This window comes from Pseudomonas sp. Pseusp18, from assembly GCF_059506005.1.
The window spans coordinates 5,264,352-5,284,310 of record NZ_CP169240.1; the positions used below are offsets into that span (position 1 = coordinate 5,264,352).

The 19,959-nt window shown below is 57.3% G+C and carries 22 protein-coding genes and 1 pseudogene; 10 read left to right on the forward strand and 13 right to left on the reverse strand.

The window, feature by feature from the left end; all coding sequences use genetic code 11:
- Positions 1-56 precede the first annotated feature (56 nt).
- Positions 57-206, reverse strand: a pseudogene (locus ACEN9A_RS23570) (MarR family transcriptional regulator); the annotation flags it as partial.
- Positions 207-752: 546 nt separating this feature from the next.
- Here ACEN9A_RS23570 and ACEN9A_RS23575 point away from each other — a divergent pair.
- Positions 753-1,079, forward strand: coding sequence for a DUF3077 domain-containing protein (locus tag ACEN9A_RS23575; RefSeq protein ID WP_064619972.1), 327 nt, complete (start codon positions 753-755; stop codon positions 1,077-1,079).
- A gap of 61 nt (positions 1,080-1,140) precedes the next feature.
- Here the strand turns inward: ACEN9A_RS23575 and ACEN9A_RS23580 are convergent, their stop codons facing one another.
- Positions 1,141-3,042 carry a potassium transporter Kup gene (locus ACEN9A_RS23580; protein WP_258671019.1) on the reverse strand — a complete coding sequence of 634 codons (1,902 nt, stop codon included), beginning with the start codon at positions 3,040-3,042 and terminating at the stop codon, positions 1,141-1,143.
- A gap of 291 nt (positions 3,043-3,333) precedes the next feature.
- Here ACEN9A_RS23580 and rimO point away from each other — a divergent pair, with 291 nt between their 5' ends.
- From rimO to tsaA, 6 genes are all read left to right on the forward strand, one after another.
- Entirely contained in the window at positions 3,334-4,671 is a 1,338-nt protein-coding gene (gene rimO / locus ACEN9A_RS23585) for a 30S ribosomal protein S12 methylthiotransferase RimO (protein ID WP_258671020.1), read from the forward strand.
- Between the two features lie 125 nt (positions 4,672-4,796).
- Positions 4,797-5,264, forward strand: a complete 468-nt coding sequence (locus ACEN9A_RS23590; RefSeq protein ID WP_258671021.1) for a GNAT family N-acetyltransferase — start codon at positions 4,797-4,799, stop codon at positions 5,262-5,264.
- Positions 5,265-5,358: 94 nt separating this feature from the next.
- The gene (locus tag ACEN9A_RS23595) at positions 5,359-6,069 is read left to right on the forward strand and encodes an rRNA pseudouridine synthase (RefSeq protein WP_019647851.1); all 711 of its coding nucleotides are present in this window, start codon (positions 5,359-5,361) and stop codon (positions 6,067-6,069) included.
- A gap of 75 nt (positions 6,070-6,144) precedes the next feature.
- The gene (locus ACEN9A_RS23600; RefSeq protein WP_019647850.1) at positions 6,145-6,615 is read left to right on the forward strand and encodes a YehS family protein; all 471 of its coding nucleotides are present in this window, start codon (positions 6,145-6,147) and stop codon (positions 6,613-6,615) included.
- A 219-nt stretch (positions 6,616-6,834) separates the two neighbouring features.
- On the forward strand, positions 6,835-7,605 hold the full coding sequence (locus tag ACEN9A_RS23605) for an SDR family oxidoreductase (protein WP_019647849.1): 771 nt from the start codon (positions 6,835-6,837) through the stop codon (positions 7,603-7,605).
- 185 nt (positions 7,606-7,790) lie between these two features.
- On the forward strand, positions 7,791-8,492 hold the full coding sequence (tsaA, locus tag ACEN9A_RS23610; protein WP_258671022.1) for a tRNA (N6-threonylcarbamoyladenosine(37)-N6)-methyltransferase TrmO: 702 nt from the start codon (positions 7,791-7,793) through the stop codon (positions 8,490-8,492).
- Between the two features lie 168 nt (positions 8,493-8,660).
- On the opposite strand, the gene fpr is transcribed toward tsaA, so the two are convergent.
- Positions 8,661-9,440, reverse strand: a complete 780-nt coding sequence (gene fpr / locus ACEN9A_RS23615; protein ID WP_002554680.1) for a ferredoxin-NADP reductase — start codon at positions 9,438-9,440, stop codon at positions 8,661-8,663.
- Positions 9,441-9,562: 122 nt separating this feature from the next.
- On the opposite strand from fpr, the gene ACEN9A_RS23620 reads away from it, so the two are divergent.
- Positions 9,563-10,489: a LysR family transcriptional regulator gene (locus ACEN9A_RS23620; protein ID WP_018926952.1), complete on the forward strand. Its 927-nt coding sequence runs from the start codon at positions 9,563-9,565 to the stop codon at positions 10,487-10,489.
- Here the strand turns inward: ACEN9A_RS23620 and ACEN9A_RS23625 are convergent.
- The 3 genes from ACEN9A_RS23625 to ACEN9A_RS23635 all read right to left on the reverse strand — a co-directional run bounded on the left by ACEN9A_RS23625 (position 10,486) and on the right by ACEN9A_RS23635 (position 12,542).
- Positions 10,486-10,848, reverse strand: a complete 363-nt coding sequence (locus ACEN9A_RS23625) for a diacylglycerol kinase (protein WP_019647847.1) — start codon at positions 10,846-10,848, stop codon at positions 10,486-10,488. The genes ACEN9A_RS23620 and ACEN9A_RS23625 overlap by 4 nt on opposite strands.
- A 75-nt stretch (positions 10,849-10,923) precedes the next feature.
- Positions 10,924-11,574, reverse strand: coding sequence for a response regulator transcription factor ErdR (erdR, locus tag ACEN9A_RS23630; RefSeq protein ID WP_019647846.1), 651 nt, complete (start codon positions 11,572-11,574; stop codon positions 10,924-10,926).
- Between the two features lie 209 nt (positions 11,575-11,783).
- The gene (locus tag ACEN9A_RS23635) at positions 11,784-12,542 is read right to left on the reverse strand and encodes a tRNA-uridine aminocarboxypropyltransferase (protein WP_019647845.1); all 759 of its coding nucleotides are present in this window, start codon (positions 12,540-12,542) and stop codon (positions 11,784-11,786) included.
- A 189-nt stretch (positions 12,543-12,731) separates the two neighbouring features.
- Between ACEN9A_RS23635 and ACEN9A_RS23640 the strand changes: the two genes are divergently transcribed.
- Positions 12,732-13,157, forward strand: coding sequence for a PA3611 family quorum-sensing-regulated virulence factor (locus ACEN9A_RS23640; RefSeq protein WP_018926956.1), 426 nt, complete (start codon positions 12,732-12,734; stop codon positions 13,155-13,157).
- On the opposite strand, the gene ACEN9A_RS23645 is transcribed toward ACEN9A_RS23640, so the two are convergent.
- Positions 13,158-13,352 carry a hypothetical protein gene (locus tag ACEN9A_RS23645; RefSeq protein ID WP_018926957.1) on the reverse strand — a complete coding sequence of 65 codons (195 nt, stop codon included), beginning with the start codon at positions 13,350-13,352 and terminating at the stop codon, positions 13,158-13,160.
- 490 nt (positions 13,353-13,842) lie between these two features.
- On the opposite strand from ACEN9A_RS23645, the gene ACEN9A_RS23650 reads away from it, so the two are divergent.
- Positions 13,843-14,961 carry an LOG family protein gene (locus tag ACEN9A_RS23650; RefSeq protein ID WP_019647844.1) on the forward strand — a complete coding sequence of 373 codons (1,119 nt, stop codon included), beginning with the start codon at positions 13,843-13,845 and terminating at the stop codon, positions 14,959-14,961.
- Positions 14,962-15,003: 42 nt separating this feature from the next.
- Here the strand turns inward: ACEN9A_RS23650 and recX are convergent, their stop codons facing one another.
- The 6 genes from recX to ACEN9A_RS23680 all read right to left on the reverse strand — a co-directional run bounded on the left by recX (position 15,004) and on the right by ACEN9A_RS23680 (position 19,911).
- A complete protein-coding gene (gene recX, locus ACEN9A_RS23655; protein WP_026286484.1) occupies positions 15,004-15,471 on the reverse strand; it encodes a recombination regulator RecX in 468 nt (155 codons plus the stop codon).
- 8 nt (positions 15,472-15,479) lie between these two features.
- Positions 15,480-16,532: a recombinase RecA gene (gene recA / locus ACEN9A_RS23660; protein ID WP_258671023.1), complete on the reverse strand. Its 1,053-nt coding sequence runs from the start codon at positions 16,530-16,532 to the stop codon at positions 15,480-15,482.
- A gap of 83 nt (positions 16,533-16,615) precedes the next feature.
- Positions 16,616-17,116: a CinA family protein gene (locus ACEN9A_RS23665; protein WP_019647843.1), complete on the reverse strand. Its 501-nt coding sequence runs from the start codon at positions 17,114-17,116 to the stop codon at positions 16,616-16,618.
- A gap of 327 nt (positions 17,117-17,443) precedes the next feature.
- On the reverse strand, positions 17,444-18,622 hold the full coding sequence (locus ACEN9A_RS23670; protein WP_413388197.1) for an acyltransferase family protein: 1,179 nt from the start codon (positions 18,620-18,622) through the stop codon (positions 17,444-17,446).
- A 141-nt stretch (positions 18,623-18,763) separates the two neighbouring features.
- Positions 18,764-19,306, reverse strand: coding sequence for a lysis protein (locus ACEN9A_RS23675; RefSeq protein ID WP_258671025.1), 543 nt, complete (start codon positions 19,304-19,306; stop codon positions 18,764-18,766).
- On the reverse strand, positions 19,288-19,911 hold the full coding sequence (locus ACEN9A_RS23680) for a glycoside hydrolase family 19 protein (RefSeq protein WP_258671026.1): 624 nt from the start codon (positions 19,909-19,911) through the stop codon (positions 19,288-19,290). The genes ACEN9A_RS23675 and ACEN9A_RS23680 overlap by 19 nt, the downstream gene beginning before the upstream one ends.
- Positions 19,912-19,959 lie beyond the last annotated feature (48 nt).

The window sequence follows — 19,959 nt, forward strand, 5'->3', positions numbered from 1 at the left end:
CTTTTTTACATGTACAAACATGAAGCGCCACCAGCCGTCATTCAATTTATCAGCCGGGGCTTCAACAATTCCTCAACCATGTTCGAATTCGACTCAGATTCCATCTGTCCAGAAAGATTTTCTTCCTGGGCGTGCAGGCTGGCCATCTTGAACAAAAGCAAAATGTCTTGACTCTTCATGAAGCTAGAAACGCCGAGTGTCCACATTCCATAAAACGTGGACACTTGCCTCATTGAAAATATCGAACCGTCAAGCCCTTTCGATTTATCAGGTTTAACTGGGAAACCCTACGAATCATCTGCTAATTCGCGAACAGCTGGGGGGTAGTGACAACTCCGTTTCATTCGTCTGCCGCAACAACGCAAAAATTCAGTGACTTGTAAAATCGCTCGTCACGTTTAGTTTCGTTTACTCAAGGTATCGCAATATCGGATGACGCCCGCAGACCTTGTAGGCAAACTCCGAATCTCGCTTTTTGGGCACTTTGCCGCCTTGTTGCGTTTTTCTTCGACGGGATACTCTCCGGACGTCGCTGACCATTCAGCGATCGGGCTTGGAAACCCGTCGGATACTAGCCGCAACAGCGCCCTTTCATGATTGCATTCGCTTTTTGTGATCATGAGTTATGGCAGCTGTGCGTGGGACGCCCTCGGGCGTGCCGGTTTCCTAGTTCCCGGTTTCCAACCTGCGTACAGCTGTCACCCATTCGCTTGGAAACGAATGAGTCAGCTCCTCAACTAGGATTTTTGACTATGACTAAAATTGATGTTTCCGCGATTTCAGAACTAAAAACCCTCGGCTTCACCCCTCTCATCTACTGCTCGGATCAGGCGCTATTCAACGTCCGCGCCGGCGTCCCCATCGTTGATGCATTGTCACAAGCCTCCGACCTGCTGTTCCTCGTCAGATCATTTACCGAGGATGCAGCCTACGCAAAAGACACCGACCGCCACGCCTGGGCCGCGCATTACCTGACGGCGATGAGTAAGGCGGTGATTGATGATGTGGTGAAGGTACTGACACCGCGACCCGCCCGAACAAAGACCGAATCTGAAGAAGAGTTGCCTGAAAGCAAGTAAAGGCACAGACACAAAAAAGCCCCCGCTACCTTCATGGCAACGGGGGCTTTCTCATGGGGGCTTACATCTCGACCTGGGTACCCAACTCAATCACCCGGTTCAGCGGCAGATTGAAGAAGCGCAGGTTGCCGTTGGCGTTTTTCAGCATGAAGGCGAACAACGCCTCGCGCCAGCGGGCCATGCCTTCGAGCTTGGAGGCGATAACTGTCTCGCGGCTGAGGAAGTACGTGGTGCGCATCGGGCTGAAGTCCAGGTCATCGAGATGACACAGTTTCAGCGCTTGCGGCACGTCCGGCTCGTCGGTGAAACCGAAGTGCAGGATGACCCGGAAGAAGCCTTCGCCGTAAGAGTCGACCTCGAAACGTCGTTGCGGCGGGACGCGCGGGATGTCTTCGTACACCACTGTCAGCAACACCACTTGCTCGTGCAGCACTTGGTTATGCAGCAGATTGTGCAACAGCGCGTGGGGCACGGCATCCGGGCGAGCGGTAAGGAACACAGCGGTGCCCTGGACCCGATGTGGCGGTTGCACACGGATACTGCTGATGAAGATCGGCAGCGGCAGCCCGCCTTCGTCCAGGCGATCGACCAGCAGTTGCTTGCCGCGTTTCCAGGTAGTCATCAGGACGAACAGTGCGATACCGGCGATCACCGGGAATGCACCACCCTGAACGATTTTTGGCACGTTGGCGGCGAAGTACAGACCGTCTACCAACAAAAAGCCCAGCAACACCGGAACTGCGAGAACCGGTGGCCATTTCCACAGCAGCAGCATCACCGCCGACACCAGAATCGTGGTCATCAGCATGGTCCCGGTCACTGCCACGCCGTAGGCCGAGGCCAGGGCGCCGGAGGACTCGAAGCCAATTACCAGCAGGATCACGCCGACCATCAGCGACCAGTTCACCGCGCCGATATAAATCTGCCCTTGTTCGGCACTCGACGTGTGCTGAATGTGCATGCGCGGAATGTAGCCAAGCTGGATCGCCTGACGAGTCAGGGAGAATGCGCCAGAGATCACCGCTTGCGAGGCAATCACCGTGGCCATGGTCGACAACCCCACCAATGGAATCAGCGCCCAGCTTGGTGCCAGCAGATAGAACGGGTTGCGGGCGGCTTCCGGATCACCGAGCAGCAAGGCGCCCTGGCCGAAGTAGTTCAGCACCAGCGCGGGCAGCACAAGGATGAACCAGGCCCGAGCGATCGGCTTGCGACCGAAGTGGCCCATGTCGGCGTACAGCGCCTCGGCACCGGTCAACGCCAGCACCACGGCACCAAGAATCGTGACGCCCATGCCTGGGTGATCCATGAAGAAGCGTACGCCCCACACCGGGTTTATCGCTTGCAACACTTCTGGATGCTGGCTGATGCCATACACGCCCAACGCGCCGAGCACCAGAAACCAGGTGACCATGATCGGCCCGAACAGAATGCCGATCCGCGCCGTACCGTGGCTCTGAATCAAGAACAGCGCCACCAGCACCACGAGCGACAGCGGCACCACCCAATGGTCGATGCCTTCGAAGGCTAGCCCCAGCCCTTCAATCGCCGAAAGCACGGAAATCGCCGGGGTGATCATGCTGTCGCCGTAGAACAGCGCCGCACCGATCAGCCCGCAGACCACCAGCAGCGTGCGCAATTTTGCATGCCCTCCCGCCGCTCGTCGCGCCAGCGCGGTCAAGGCCATGATCCCGCCTTCGCCCTGGTTGTCGGCACGCAGCACGAACATCATGTATTTGATCGAGACGACCCAGATCAGCGACCAGAAGATCAGCGCCAGAATGCCCAGCACGCCGTCATGGTTGACGGGCACGCCATAGCCACCGGAAAACACTTCTTTGAGGGTGTACAACGGGCTCGTGCCGATATCGCCATAAACCACTCCGACCGCCGCGACCAGCATGCCGATCGGCTTCGCCGCCGAATGTCCGCCGGCTATCGCCTGACTACTTGCCTGCCCCATCCATCACTCCTACTACTCAGACCCGGGCTTCTTCGAAGAAGCACTATGCTTTTATCGTGCAGCATGCACTGTTTTACTTGTTGTTACAGACGTTTTATTGACTGTAAAAAATCGGTAAAGCGTAACGGCGCGAAGCATAGCGCAGCACTCGTCGTATTTCCCTGCATAAAGCTGGTCAAGTGCGCCGCCCATCGTTAGAATTGCGCACTTTTTGACCAGAGGGTGCAACATAGCGCCCGTCTGTCGCCTTGCCGTCATCGGCTGGAGGCGTCACAAATACCGAGGTTAGACATGTCCACCACTCCTGCGCCGGCCAATCCAAAGGTTGGCTTCGTATCCCTGGGTTGCCCGAAAGCACTGGTCGACTCCGAGCGCATCCTTACCCAGCTGCGCATGGAAGGCTATGACGTAGTGTCCACTTATCAGGACGCCGACGTCGTGGTGGTTAACACCTGCGGCTTCATCGACTCGGCCAAGGCTGAGTCTCTGGAAGTGATCGGCGAAGCCATCAAGGAAAACGGCAAGGTCATCGTGACCGGCTGCATGGGCGTGGAAGAAGGCAATATCCGCAACGTGCACCCAAGCGTTCTGGCCGTGACCGGTCCGCAGCAGTATGAGCAAGTGGTCAACGCCGTGCACGACGTCGTACCGCCGCGTCAGGATCACAACCCGCTGATCGACCTGGTGCCGCCGCAAGGGATCAAACTGACCCCGCGTCATTACGCCTACCTGAAGATTTCCGAAGGCTGCAACCACAGCTGCAGCTTCTGCATCATCCCCTCGATGCGCGGCAAACTGGTCAGCCGCCCGGTCGGTGACGTGCTCGACGAGGCCCAGCGCCTGGTCAAGTCCGGCGTCAAAGAGCTGTTGGTGATTTCCCAGGACACCAGCGCCTATGGCGTCGATGTGAAATACCGCACCGGTTTCTGGAACGGCGCGCCGGTGAAAACCCGCATGACCGAACTCTGCGAAGCCCTGAGCACCCTCGGTGTGTGGGTTCGTCTGCACTACGTTTACCCATACCCGCACGTCGATGAGCTGATCCCGCTGATGGCCGCCGGGAAAATCCTGCCGTACCTGGACATTCCGTTCCAGCACGCCAGCCCGAAAGTCCTCAAAGCCATGAAACGCCCGGCCTTCGAAGACAAGACCCTGGCGCGGATCAAGAACTGGCGCGAGATCTGCCCGGACCTGATCATCCGTTCGACCTTCATCGTCGGCTTCCCTGGCGAAACCGAAGAAGACTTCCAGTACCTGCTGAACTGGCTGACCGAAGCCCAGCTGGACCGCGTCGGCTGCTTCCAGTACTCGCCGGTAGAAGGCGCACCGGCCAACGATCTGGACCTGGAGATCGTTCCGGACGAGGTCAAGCAAGACCGTTGGGAGCGTTTCATGGCGCACCAGCAGGCCATCAGCTCGGCACGCCTGCAAATGCGCATCGGCCGTGAGATCGAAGTGTTGGTGGACGAAGTCGACGAGCAAGGCGCGGTCGGCCGTTGCTTCTTCGATGCCCCGGAAATCGACGGCAACGTGTTCATCGACAACGGCAGCAACCTGAAGCCGGGCGACAAGGTCTGGTGCAAAGTCACCGACGCCGACGAATACGACCTGTGGGCTGAACAGATCTAAACGCAAAAAATACGAAAAGCCCCGCTCTCTTGACGAGATGCGGGGCTTTTTTACGTCTATCGTTTTGTGGGAGAAAAAACTCGCAGCCTTACGGGAACGGCTCTTAACAGAAGGAGCAAGCGGCCATGCGCCAACATTCGGTCATTTACACACCGAAACAGAGCGACTACGAAGAGCTCACCCACGTGTGGGAAGCCTCGGTGCGCGCTACCCATGACTTTCTGCCCGACAGCTACATCGACCTGCTGAAGAACCTGGTGCTGACCCGCTACCTCGACGCCGTCATGCTGATCTGCACCAAAGACTCGCGCCAGCGCATCACCGGGTTCGCCGGCGTGGCGGCGGGAAAGATCGAAATGCTGTTCATCGATCCGGATCACCGTGGCCAAGGCCTGGGCAAGCAATTACTGCGCTATGCCCTGGAACACCTGAACGCCGATGAGCTGGACGTCAACGAGCAGAACCCACAGGCCCTGGGTTTTTACTTCAAGCAGGGCTTCGAGGTGATTGGTCGTTCGGAGCATGACGGCATGGGCCAGCCCTATCCGTTGCTGCACATGCGTTTGCGCCAGCAACGTTCACAGCATGGCTGACACAACGCATTAAAAACACATGAGGCAAATGGACCCGCGATTAACCGGCGCCAGGCAGGTACAATGCCCACCCCTTTTTTGTTACGGCCCTGTCATGACTGACCCGATTCGTCTCTCCAAACGCCTCATCGAACTCGTCGGCTGCTCCCGTCGGGAGGCTGAGCTGTTCATCGAGGGCGGCTGGGTCACCGTCGACGGTGAAGTCATCGACGAGCCGCAGTTCAAGGTCGACACCCAGAAAGTCGAGCTCGACCCAGAGGCCAAGGCCACTGCGCCGGAGCCGGTGACCATCCTGATGAACGTTCCGGCAGGCATGGACGCGGACAGCGCCATGGCGACCCTCAGTGCCGCGACCCTGAGCGAAGAACACCGCTACGGCAAACGTCCGCTCAAGGGCCACTTCCTGCGCCTGACCGCCAGCGCCGACCTGCAGGCCAACGCCAGCGGTCTGCTGGTGTTCACCCAGGACTGGAAGATTCTGCGCAAACTCACCGCCGATGCCAGCAAGATCGAGCAGGAATATGTGGTCGAGGTCGAAGGCGACATGGTGGCTCACGGCCTCAACCGCCTGAACCACGGCCTGACGTACAAGGGCAAGGAACTGCCGCCGGTCAAGGCCAGCTGGCAGAACGAAAACCGCCTGCGCTTTGCCATGAAAAATCCACAACCGGGCGTGATCGCCCTGTTCTGCCAGGCCGTCGGCCTCAAGGTCGTCGCCATCCGCCGCATCCGCATCGGCGGCGTGTCCATCGGCAAAGTGCCCGTGGGGCAATGGCGCTACCTGTCCGGCAAAGAGAAGTTCTAAGGCTTTTCCCGCCGCCATACATTTCGGCGCCGCAGCTTCATGCGGCGCCCACAGCGAAATATCAGGACTGCACACATGATTCATAACGACGTACTGCGCAGCGTGCGCTACATGCTCGACATCAGCGACAAGAAAGTCATCGAGATCATCAAGCTCGGCGGCATGGACGTCACGCTGGAAGACCTGGTGACGTACCTCGACAAGAAAGAAGAAGACGAGGAAGGTTTCGTACGCTGCCCGGACGAAGTCATGGCGCATTTCCTCGATGGCCTGGTGATCTTCAAGCGTGGCAAGGACGAAAGCCGTCCGCCGCAGCCGATCGAAGTGCCGGTGACCAACAACATCATCCTGAAGAAATTGCGCGTCGCCTTCGAACTGAAGGAGGACGACATGCACACCATCCTCAAGGCCGCCGAGTTCCCGGTATCCAAGCCTGAGCTGAGTGCGCTGTTCCGCAAATTCGGCCACACCAACTACCGCCCGTGCGGCGATCAATTGCTGCGCAACTTCCTCAAGGGCCTGACCCTGCGCGTGCGCCCGCAGTAACGTGCGAGACGGATCTACTTTGTAGGAGCTGTCGAGAGCAACGAGGCTGCGATCTTTTGATCTTTCGCTTGGAAGAAAAGATCGCAGCCTCGTTTCACTCGACAGCTCCTACACAGCTCCTGCAGGGCTGTATAGCCCCCCATTCCGCGCAAAAATAGTGGCTCCGCTTCCGGCGGCTGAAGACTAGGGTGTATTGACCCTCAGCTCTCAGGACTCGCCATGCATCCCTACTTCTCTCTGCAAGGCCGCACCGCTCTGGTGACCGGCGGCACCCGCGGTATCGGCAAAATGATCGCCAAGGCTTATGTCGAGGCCGGCGCCATCGTGTACGTGTGCGCCCGGGATGCCGAAGCCTGTCAGCAAACTGCCGATGAGCTGAGTGCCTTCGGGATTTGCCACGCCGTGGCCGCCAACCTGGCTCATGAAGAAGGCATTCAACAACTGGCTGCGCAATTGAGCGAACAGATCGGTCAGCTGGATATCCTGGTGAACAACGCCGGTACCACCTGGGGTGCGCCGCTGGAGAGTTACCCGGTCAAGGGCTGGGAAAAGGTCATGCAGCTCAACGTGACCTCGGTGTTCAACTGCATCCAGCAATTTCTACCGCTGCTGCGCAAGGCCGGTTCGGCGGCGAATCCGGCACGGATCATCAACATCGGTTCGGTGGCCGGGATTTCTTCCTTCGGCGAACAGGCGTATGCCTACGGCCCGAGCAAAGCCGCCCTGCACCAACTGTCGCGGATTCTGGCGCGAGAGTTGGTGAGCCAGCACATCAACGTCAACGTAATCGCACCGGGACGTTTCCCGAGCAAGATGACTCAGCACATCGGCAACGATGAGCAGGCGCTGGCCGAGGACACGGCGTTGATTCCGATGAAGCGCTGGGGCCGGGAGGAAGAAATGGCGGCGCTGGCGATTAGCCTGGCGAGTACGGCCGGGGCGTATATGACCGGGAATGTCATTCCTTTGGATGGCGGGTTTAGTCTCTAGATCGGCGGCGCGGCTATCGCGGGCAAGCCACGCTCCCACAGGTTTTATGCCGTACACAACATTTGCGTTCACTCGAGAACCTTGTGGGAGCGTGGCTTGCCCGCGATGACGGAGTAATAGGCAGCACCGATCTCGAGGCCGCTCGGGTTATCATGCCGCCCTAATCCCGGCCTCGACCCCAGACCATGACCTACAGCGTTTCCCCCATCGGCTTCGTGCGCTCCTGCTTCAAGGAGAAGTTCGCCATTCCGCGTCAACCGCAACTGGCCCCGGCCGCTCGGGGCGTACTGGAGCTGGTGGCGCCGTTCGATCAGGGTGATGCGGTGCAGGGGCTGGAGCAGGTCAGCCATGTGTGGCTGCTGTTCCTGTTCCATCAAGCGCTGGAAGAAAAGCCACGCCTCAAAGTCCGCCCTCCGCGTCTGGGCGGTAACAAATCCATGGGCGTGTTCGCCACCCGCGCGACGCATCGTCCTAACGGCATCGGCCTGTCGGTGGTCAAACTGGACAAGGTCGAAGCCAATCGACTGTGGATCTCCGGCATCGACTTGCTGGACGGCACGCCAGTTCTCGACATCAAACCTTACGTGCCCTACGCCGACATCATCGACACGGCGTCCAACGACATCGCCAGCGCCCCGCCGCTGCTGATTCCCGTGCAGTGGACGGACTCGGCCCTGCAACAGGCCCACGGCCACGCTCAACGGCTTGGCGAGCCTCTGGTCGAGTTGATCGAGCAATGCCTGGCACAAGACCCACGCCCGGCGTACCAGATTCCTACGCCTGAGCGCGAATACGGCGCGCAGTTCTGGGATCTGGATGTGCGCTGGCATTACCCCGAAGCCGGGGTTATCCGTGTCCTGGAAGTCATCCCCGCCTCCAACCTGTAGGAGCTGTCGAGTGAAACGAGGCTGCGATCTTTTGATGTTACTTTTAAAAACAAGATCAAAAGATCGCAGCCTCGTTTCACTCGACAGCTCCTACAAGGTTTGTGTCCGGCATAAAAAAGCCCCCATTGCCTGCACAGGCAATGGGGGCTTTTCAGTGATGCGGTGTTCTTACTTCTCGACGAACGCACGCTCGATCAGGTAATCACCCGGCTCGCGCATCCGCGGCGAAACAGTCAGGCCGAAGCTGTTCAACACTTCGCTGGTCTCGTCGAGCATGCTCGGGCTGCCGCACAGCATGGCGCGGTCGTCCTGCGGGTTGATCGGCGGCAGGCCGATGTCGCTGAACAGCTTGCCGCTGCGCATCAGGTCGGTCAGGCGGCCTTCGTTTTCGAACGGCTCGCGGGTCACGGTCGGGTAGTAGATCAACTTGTCACGCAGGGCCTCACCGAAGAACTCGTTCTGCGGCAGGTGCTCGGTGATGAATTCGCGGTAAGCGACTTCGTTGACGTAACGCACGCCGTGGCACAGGATCACCTTTTCGAAACGCTCGTAGGTTTCCGGGTCCTGGATGACGCTCATGAACGGCGCCAGACCGGTACCGGTGCTGAGCAGGTACAAATGCTTGCCAGGCTTCAAGTCATCCAGCACCAGGGTGCCAGTAGGCTTCTTGCTGATGATGATCTCGTCGCCTTCCTTCAGATGCTGCAACTGGGAAGTCAGCGGGCCATCAGGCACTTTGATGCTGAAGAACTCGAGATGCTCTTCCCAGTTCGGGCTGGCAATCGAGTAAGCGCGCATGAGCGGCCGGCCGTTGGGCTGTTGCAGGCCGATCATCACGAACTGACCGTTCTCGAAGCGCAGGCCCGGATCGCGGGTGCACTTGAAGCTGAACAGAGTGTCGTTCCAGTGATGAACACTGAGGACACGCTCGTGGTTCATGTTGCTCATGTACGTGGGACTCCTGGAGATTTTGCCTGCGCCAATGATGTGCACAATTGCATCGCATTCTAATGGCAGCGACAATATCTGTTAAATGGATTATTAAGATAAGGGTTATCGGTTATATCGATATGCGATTTACTCTCCGTCAACTTCAAGTATTCGTCGCCGTCGCCCAGCAGGAAAGCGTATCCCGTGCTGCGGGCCTGCTCAACCTCTCGCAATCGGCGGCGAGCACCTCGATCACCGAGCTAGAGCGCCAGTGCAGCTGTCAGCTGTTCGATCGCGCCGGCAAACGGCTGAGCCTCAACGCCCTCGGCAAACAGCTGTTGCCGCAAGCGGTGGCCCTGCTCGATCAGGCCAAGGAAATCGAAGACTTGCTCAACGGCAAGTCCGGTTTCGGCTCCCTGGCGGTCGGCGCGACGCTGACCATCGGCAATTACCTGGCCACCCTGCTGATCGGCAGCTTCATGCAGCGTCATCCGGAAAGCCAGGTGAAGCTGCATGTGCAGAACACTGCCAACATCGTGCAACAAGTGGCTCACTATGAAATTGATCTGGGTCTAATCGAAGGCGACTGCAGCCATCCGGACATCGAAGTACAGAGCTGGGTCGAAGATGAACTGGTGGTGTTCTGCGCGCCCCAACATCCGCTGGCTCAACGCGGTATTGCCACCATGGAGGAGCTGAGTCATGAGGCGTGGATTCTCCGAGAACAAGGCTCGGGCACGCGGCTGACCTTTGACCAGGCCATGCGTCACCACCGCAGCGCGCTGAACATTCGCCTGGAACTGGAACACACCGAAGCGATCAAGCGCGCGGTGGAGTCAGGGTTGGGGATTGGCTGCATTTCGCGCCTGGCGCTGCGCGATGCGTTCCGTCGTGGCAGCCTGGTGCCGGTGGAGACACCGGATCTGGACCTGGCGCGGCAGTTCTATTTCATCTGGCACAAACAGAAATATCAGACCTCGGCGATGCGCGAGTTCCTCGAACTGTGCCGCGCCTTCACCGCCGGGGTTCAGCGCAGCGACGAGATCGTTCTGCCCGCCATCGCTTAAAGCAGGATCACCGCCCACACCAGCGCGATCATGCTCAACGCTACGAGTTGAGCGGCGCTGCCCATGTCCTTGGCGTTCTTGGACAATGGGTGCAACTCCAGGGAAATGCGGTCGATGGCCGCTTCCACCGCCGAGTTGAGCAATTCGACGATCAGCGCCAACAGGCAGACTGCAATCAGCAGCGCCCGCTCGACACGGCTGACGCTCAGGAAGAACGACAGCGGAATCAGGACCGCATTGAGCAACACCAGTTGCCGAAAAGCCGCTTCACCGGTGAAGGCCGCGCGCAGACCGTCCAGGGAGTAACCGGAGGCGTTGAGGATGCGTTTTAGGCCGGTCTGGCCTTTGAAAGGTGACATAGAGTAAGCAACTGACCAAAAAGGAGTGGGAAAGCTAGATTAAGCAAAGTCAAAAAAGCGTGAATACATAACACCTTAGTGGCTCGAAATTGACTCAAGTTGTTGCAAGAGCAGCGCCGCCTGAGTCCGGGTCCGTACATTCAGCTTACGGAAAATCGCCGTGACGTGGGCCTTGATCGTCGCTTCGGACACGCTCAATTCGTAAGCAATCTGCTTGTTCAGCAAACCCTCACAGACCATGGTCAACACCCGGAACTGCTGGGGCGTCAGGCTGGCAAGGCCTTCACTGGCCGCCTTGGCTTCGTCGGAAACGCTGACCGCTTCGAAGGCCTGGGGCGGCCAGAAAACGTCACCATCGAGCACCGCGCGCACGGCTTTTTGAATGACACTCAAGTCACTGGACTTGGGAATGAAACCGCTGGCGCCGAACTCACGAGACTTCACCATGATCGACGCTTCTTCCTGCGCCGACACCATCACCACCGGAATCTGCGGGTACTGACCACGCAACAGCACCAGCCCGGAAAAACCGTAGGCCCCTGGCATGTTCAGGTCCAGCAACACCAGGTCCCAATCGGCCTTTTCGGTCAGACGGTTTTCCAGCTCGGCAATGCTCGCCACTTCCACCAGCCGGACATCCGGGCCCAGGCCCAGGGTCAATGCTTGATGCAAGGCACTACGAAAAAGAGGGTGGTCATCGGCAATCAGGATTTCGTATGTGGCCATTTTTCAAATGATCCTGTTTTTCAAACAACTCCAGGTGCAGCCACGCAGATGCACCAACAGGGCACGTTCAACGCCAATCACATGGCTATTCACGTAAAAATACGGCGTATCAAACGATGGCCGCGCCCCAATCGGCGCCAAGCATGCCCAGCGAAACCGGGGTGGTCAAGATACATAACCGGTACAGTTCTTTGCAGTATGGGCGACAATCAGAACATGGCGGGGACGTCGTTATGAACAAACGGCATCAGCTCGGCGTGGGCCGGTGTGGCGAGGTTCATGTCCAGCTGGTTTTTCGCGTCCAGATAATGCTGACTGAACACGTCGAAATAAGCGTCCAGCGCTGACGCAGCCTCGGTATCACCAGCCAGATCGAGACACAGTGCAGCCACTTCAGCGGTGCATAAATGTTCGCTACGGGTGGAACGGCGCAGTCGATAACGTGACAGTTTTTCGGGCAGCAGGCTCAAGATCGGCAAGCGATCAAAATACGGGCTCTTGCGAAAAATCTTCCGGGCTTCGGTCCAGGTGGCGTCCAGCAGAATGAACAGCGGGCGCTTGGTGCTATCGACCGCGACACTGTGGGTAACTCGCTCGGGTTCGACGTATTCGCCCGGAAACACCAGGTACGGTTGCCATTGCGGATCGGCCAACAGCGCCAGCAGTTGCTCATCAATCTCGGTACGCGACCAGATGAATGCATGATTGTCACGCACCACATCAGCGATCAGCCAACCGGTGTTACTTGGCTTGAACACTTCTTTGTTGGTCATGATCAGGCACACGCCCGAGCGGGCCTCGACCAATGGGCGCCAGGCACACAGGCAATGACTTTCAATCACGCGGCAATTACGGCATCGCGGCGCCCTCCAGCCACGGGCCTGAATCGGCTTGATGCCCTCCTCCTCTCGCTGATCGCGCAAGCGGGCGACGGCGTTTGCGGCAAAGCGCGGGGTGACAGGGTTCATCGCAGGCAGCACCGTAGTGGATGGAAAATCGACACGAAAAACACTCGCAAGGGCAAAAAGTCGCGGCAGTTTATCAGAGCAGCCGGTGCAAGCCTGTACCGCTCAGACCTCCTCCCCTATAATTCGCCGCCACTGAACGCACAGTCATGTGCCTGGTCGAACCACCAGTCACTGAACCAGGAGAGTTTCATGCTGCGCCTTATCGTTCCCACCGCTGCCATTTTGCTGGCGTCGTCCTTTAGCGCTCAGGCTGCATCCTTGAGTGAGCAGAATCTCAACAGAGAGCTGCGAAACGTCGCCGTACAAAGCAGCGTTGGCACTCCACGGGCGATCAACGAAGACATTCTTGATCAGGGCTACACCGCCGAAGGAAAAGTGCTGATCAACCACTTGAGCGTGCAAAGCAGCCACGCCGAAAAAATGCGCGCCGATCCCAAAGCTGTGTACTTCCAGCTTGGCGCCTCCGTATGCAGAAACCCAGGGTTCCGCAAGCTGATGGCCAAGGGCGCGATCATGCGTTACGACTTCACCGAGGTGAAGACCAACCGTCCGGTCGGCTCCGCCAGCTTCCAGGACTCGGACTGCCCGAAAGAGACTCCCGCGAAGAAGAAATAATTACCTGGCATTGGCGCGCCGCTGTTCATCCTCGGCGCGCAGCTCTGCCAACAGCGCCTGCAAGTAACGCGAACGTCGCTCCCCACCCTCCAGACGTCGGCAGCACTCTTCTTCGAGACTCAAATGATGGGTCTCGGCTGATGCTTTCAGCAATCGATACAGTTGCGCATCGATCTCCAGAGTCACTCTGGGCATGGTTTCCCGCCTCCCTGCATGCATTGATCGCCGTTGATCACGCGATAAATCCCTGAATTGCTTGAATGTTGCGTCCTGCCGTTGACGCAAAGTTGTCGTGTCACGCCTGTAACTTAGTAAATCAGAGCGCGAGACATGCGGCTTGCGTTCAGACGAGCGGTGAAAGCACCTTGCAAATCGTCAATAAGCGGTTGCCAGGAAAGACTTTGCGGCGCAATGATCAAGCCAGCGAAAATCGTTGCGAGGGTCTAAATTCAATGTGTTCACGTTGATTTTTCGAGGGCAGAAAAGGGGCTGCCCATTACGGTGTCTTATTGTGCGAACGTTTCTTTCATTCAAGGGATAAGCAGAGCCCGTATGGATGACTTGATTGCAACCGAGTCAGGTAGAGCGCCCAGGCATGGGCTTGGGCAGACAGCGACACAAGGGGTGTCGCGGCGCCGACGATTGTTTTGTCGGGCCAAGGGTTCTGTGCAGAAGGAGAAGTTGAATGCCTTACCAACCGAATGACCTACTGAGCCGTCATTTTCAAGAAAGCGGCCACGACCTCACCAGCAAGGTCGAAGAACAACTCAACCTGGTTTCACCCAACAGCCCCAACATCCCGATTTACCGCGACATGATCCTGACCGTGCTGCGCATGGCTCAGGAAGATCACAACCGCTGGAATGCCAAGATCACCCTGCAAACCCTGCGCGAACTCGAGCACGCTTTCCGTGTGCTGGAGCAGTTCAAGGGACGGCGTAAAGTTACCGTTTTCGGCTCGGCCCGCACGCCGATAGAACACCCGCTGTATGCTCAGGCCCGAGAACTGGGTGCCGCCCTGGCGCGCTCGGACATGATGGTCATCACCGGCGCCGGTGGCGGCATCATGGCGGCAGCCCATGAAGGTGCCGGCCTGGAGCACAGCCTGGGATTCAATATCACCCTGCCCTTCGAGCAACATGCCAATCCCACGGTCAATGGCACCGCCAACCTGCTGCCCTTCCACTTTTTCTTTACCCGCAAGTTGTTCTTCGTCAAGGAAGCCGATGCGCTGGTCCTGTGCCCAGGCGGTTTCGGTACTCTGGATGAAGCACTAGAGGTGCTGACCCTGATCCAGACCGGCAAAAGCCCGCTGGTGCCCGTGGTGTTACTGGATGCACCAGGCGGCACGTTCTGGCAAGGCGCGCTGGACTTCATTCACCATCAACTGGAGGAAAATCGCTACATCCTGCCGACCGACATGAAGCTGTTGAGCCTGGTCTACAGCGTCGAAGAGGCTGTGGAGCAGATCAACCAGTTCTACAGCAACTTCCACTCCAGCCGCTGGCTCAAGCATCAGTTCGTGATTCGCATGAACCATAAGCTCAGCGACCGAGCGCTTGAACACATGCAGGAGGCATTCGCCGACCTGTGCCTGAGCGATCATTTCCATCAGCATTCCTACAGTGGCGAGGAGCACGACGAAGCGCAGTTCAGCCATCTGGCGCGCTTGTCCTTTACCTTCAACGCTCGTGATCATGGCCGTCTGCGGGAATTGGTGGATTACATCAACCTGCCGGAAAACTGGGTCCAGTCCAGACCCCAGGCGCAGCAACGCACACGGGAACCGTCCAAGGTAACGTGATGCAAAAAAACGGCCCGCTATCGAAATAGCGAGCCGTTTCAGTCAATCGTCCATCCCTCGGCCGCTGAACAAGCGGCTGATCATTTCCATGGAATATCCCCGATAACTCAGGAACCTGCCCTGTTTGGCACGTTCTCGAGCGTCTATCGGTAAATGCCCGGAAAATTTGCGCCGCCAGGTGTCTTCCAGTTGCTCCTGCCAATCGATACCACTCTCGCGCAAGGCGAGCTCAATGTCGGTACGTTGCAGGCCACGCTGGCTCAGCTCTTCGCGAATGCGCAAAGGGCCATAACCGGAACGCGCACGGTAGGAAACGAAGCTTTCGAGGTAACGGGATTCGGACAACAAGCCCTCTTCCGTCAAGCGGTCGAGTGCTGTGTCGATCATTTCAGGGGGGGCGCCGCGCTGACGCAGTTTACGCGTCAGCTCGACTCGACCGTGCTCGCGTCGCGCGAGCAGGTCCATGGCGGTTCGCCGCACCGCGACGAGTGTATCGAGTACGGCGGTCATCGGATCGATCAGATATCAGCGTCAGCCAGGTCGTCTTCGGTCTCTCTGACGGCCGAAGCCTTGACGTCCGGTGCTGGGGTCAGCAGTTTGTCGCGCAGCTGTTTCTCGAGGGCCGCGGCGACTTCCGGGTTGTCTGCCAGGAACTTGGCCGAGTTGGCCTTGCCCTGACCGATCTTGGTGCCGTTATAGGCATACCAGGCACCGGACTTCTCGACGAAACCGTGCAGCACACCCAGGTCGATCATCTCACCGTTGAGGTAGATGCCCTTGCCGTAAAGAATCTGGAACTCGGCCTGACGGAACGGCGAAGCCACCTTGTTCTTCACGACTTTGACGCGGGTTTCACTACCGACGACTTCATCACCTTCTTTCACCGCGCCAGTACGACGGATGTCCAGACGAACCGATGCGTAGAACTTCAGCGCGTTACCACCGGTGGTGGTTTCCGGGCTGCCGAACATCACGCCGATTTTCATGCGGATCTGGTTGATGAAGATCACCAGGCAGTTGGCGTTCTTGATGTTACCGGTGATTTTACGCAGCGCCTGGGACATCAGACGGGCTTGCAGGCCCACGTGCATGTCGCCCATTTCGCCTTCGATTTCAGCCTTTGGCACCAGAGCGGCCACGGAGTCGACGATGATCACGTCAACGGCGTTGGAACGCACCAGCATATCGGTGATTTCCAGGGCCTGCTCGCCGGTGTCCGGCTGGGAAACCAGCAGGTCGTCGACGTTGACGCCCAGTTTGCCGGCGTACTCAGGGTCGAGAGCGTGTTCGGCGTCGACGAATGCGCAGGTCGCGCCGGCTTTTTGAGCCTGGGCGATCACCGACAATGTCAGGGTGGTTTTACCGGAGGATTCAGGACCGTAGATTTCAACGATACGGCCTTTTGGCAGGCCGCCAATGCCGAGCGCGATGTCCAGACCCAGAGAGCCAGTGGAAATGGCCGGGATCGCCTGACGGTCCTGATCGCCCATACGCATTACGGCACCCTTGCCGAATTGACGTTCGATCTGACCCAGGGCCGCAGCCAAGGCTTTCTTCTTGTTGTCGTCCATTAAAGTCCTCACGTAATCAATAAGGCCTGACGGCCAACACCTGTATAAGTAGCCAGTATTATTCCACAGCGTTTCAGGATCGCCTACCCCTGATTTGAGATTTCTCCAGCGGTATGCCGCAGCAGCCCCTCTAGCGCGGCCTTCACCGTTTGTCGGCGGACCTCGTCGCGGTTACCTGCAAAGTGCTGGACCTCGCTGAACACCTGCTCACCGACGCCCCAGGCCAGCCACACCGTGCCCACGGGCTTGTTCGGCGAACCGCCATCCGGCCCCGCCACACCGCTGACCGCCACGGCAAAACGCGCCCGGCTTTTTTCCTGTGCGCCTCGGACCATGGCCTCGACCACCTCGCGACTGACCGCCCCGACGGTTGAAAACAACTCGGCCGGGACATTCAATTGCTGGGTTTTCTGACGGTTTGAGTAGGTGACATAACCGGCCTCGAACCACGCCGAGCTCCCCGGAATGCGGGTGATCGCCTCGCTGATCCCGCCGCCGGTGCAGGACTCGGCGGCAGTGACGTGGGCATTGAGAAGCTGCAAGCGTCTGCCGAGTAGATCGGCCAGATGAGTGATCTCTTTCACGGCTCTCTCCTGATCGAGCGGAATGAGGCCTACCGTACACGAGCGAATCGCACTTGCAAGGTTCAGGATCGATCAAAATGTTAGTGAGCGAGAGCCCTGACATAGGCCTGACAGGCCTGCAAAGGCAAAGTCCGCGGTCGCTGGCGTCGGTGATAGCGATAATTCGTTGAGCATGCGCCACATCATGGGAGGGTTGCTCCGAAAAGAAATCGGGCAGCATGCGGTATCAATTTACAGCCTTGAATGCGGGGTTCATGGCGTAGTTTCCGCCCTTTTACTTCTGCCCGTAGAAAAGGCGCCGATCGGCACTTGAAAATTATAATCTGGTCACGTATCCCGAGACCTAATACCTATCGGAAAACGAAAATCTTCAACCATTTTTGCAATACGCTTTCCTACCGGTGTTGAGGGACGCTCAATTATCAGATGAACAAGAATCGTTAAAACGACAACTGCAAACCCAGACAAAGCAAATGCTGCATAGGTTGAGTGCAAAAATTTGTAGGCCATATAAAAAAGAACATAACCACACGCACCATGCAGCAAATAAAGCGGATAAGAAATTTCTGCGACCTTGTCGATAAACTTGGAGTATGGAAGCTTCGCCCCCAGCAGCATCAAAACTATAAATATAAGAGCCGCATACACATGATTTGCATACATCATCCCGGACGTAGCACTCGAATAATACTGAAGAGTAAAATTATTCATAACCAACAGCGCAAAAGTCACAAACGCAGTCTTGGCAACAGGCCAGTTCCCCGAATGATAATTATACAAAGCCATACCAACAAACATAAGAACAATAAAACACCCATTCAACGCAACAAGATTTATATACTGTCGATAGTATTCAAACTTACCCATATCTTTTGTAAGAGCGATGCTCACCAGCAGAAAAGCCAGAGCCAGTGCCAGTATCACGGAAGCCTTCTTTTGCCCCGAAAAAAACGAGAGAACAAAACAAATTATGTAAAAATGAACCTCAACCTCCAACGTCCATATCGCGGTATCGATATATGGATGACCTAAAATATCGCGAACAAACGTAGCATTCGCAATGATCGTCTTAATTGAAAATGGTGCAACGGTATTCCCCTCCATGTATCGCCCAACGACTATCACACCTGCGGTTAGGATGGTACACGCCACCGCCGTCGGAAGTATTCTCGCAACCCTTCGAATAATATAATTAGCCTTAGTTCCGCGCTCAAGCGATACAGGAATGACAAACCCACTAATCATAAAAAACAGCGCAAGCCCAAGGTAGACTTCCCTAATCTCAAATGGCTTGACTTGATCTACAATGTTTCCGATTACCCCGACCAACGCTGGGGCAACGTAATCTGCGGGCATTCCCGACTGATAAATAAATCCGCTTAACACTCCGGGATTCATCAGAAATGTCTGCCAGTGCACGTACACAATGAGTAGACAGGCCACGCCACGTAGAAACTGCAAAAACCACAACTTATTATTTTCTTGTTCGAGCGCAACACGACTCATACAGCATCCTTTCTTAATAAGGAACGCTCACCTTCAATGTGGTCATTTGGGCGAGATAGGGCATTGTGAATGTATCAATTAGAACACAATACCAAACGGTAGCAAATCAACGTTTGTGCAATCAAAATTCACCTACTGCTTTCATTGTCGGACAGATATGGTCTTCACATACTCCTGACATGCAGCCAGCGCGATCAGTCCACGGTCACCGGCGTCGGTGATGGCGATAATTCGTTGAGCATGCGCCGGGTCAAGTCGGGCTCGTGCGGCGCCATGATCCACGCCGCCGGCACCGGAGGCGGCTGGCACTGCACAGGTTGAGGCAGCGTCATGGGCATCGAGGAGGACTGACAGGCGCACATCAGCAGTGGCAAGACGATCGCGCAGGCGACCTTGATCACGTTCGGCATCGCTAAGCGCTCGATAATGGGTTTGTTCACTGGCTGAAAGACGCTGTTCAAGCGCCAGACGCTTGTCCTGCTCGGCCTGTTGCTGCGTTGCCGCTGCCAGCGCCAGCCGACTCAACGTCTCGGTGTGCACGCGAGCCTGTTCCGCCAATTGCCGGCCATACCGCCAATCCTGGAAGTGCCAGGCCAGCGCCGCCGAGCTTCCGGCCAACATAGCCAGAAACACAACAAGCCCAATTGCCCGGCAAGAAACCGGCATCAGACCGAAGACTGGCATAGCACCGCCCTCGCCCGCGCCCACAACAACAGACGATCTTGCAGGCCGTTAAGCCCACTGTTGATGCGACGAGTGATGCTGTTGAACTGGTCGCGGTCGGCCAGTTCATTCAAACCGTTCAATTCCCAAAACCAGGCCGCAGACAGCGCGGCGTACTGCGGTTGTATCAGGAGATCTGGATTGCCGATAAGGTCGATACCGAGGTCATCACCGCACTCCTGATAGTTTGCTCGGCCGGTGATCTGGATCAGACCGCGACCGCGATATGTCCACCCATCACGGCTCGCGGCATTGCCATTACCCATGCGCGAGGCATAGGCAATGTTCGCGATCTTCTCCGGCTGACGCGCGCGCGCAGCAGCCAAATCAGCCGGGAACCGGCTTGGCCACGTCGCCATCAGACCCGGCGCATCGTAGTTCAAGTTCTCAACGACGCGGGTGAGTTGTCCGGACTCATGTCCTATCTGCGCGATGAAGGCCGCAATACGCCTAGCCGTGATGATCTGAAACCGGACCATGGCTGTATTCAGGACAGGAACAAAAACGCCGGCAACTGGGCCGGCGTTCGGGAGGATCTGCAGCAACTGCTGCTGGGTGATGGGCATACTTTTCTCCGGGAAAAAATAATCCGGCACTTGGCGGGCATCGGAGTT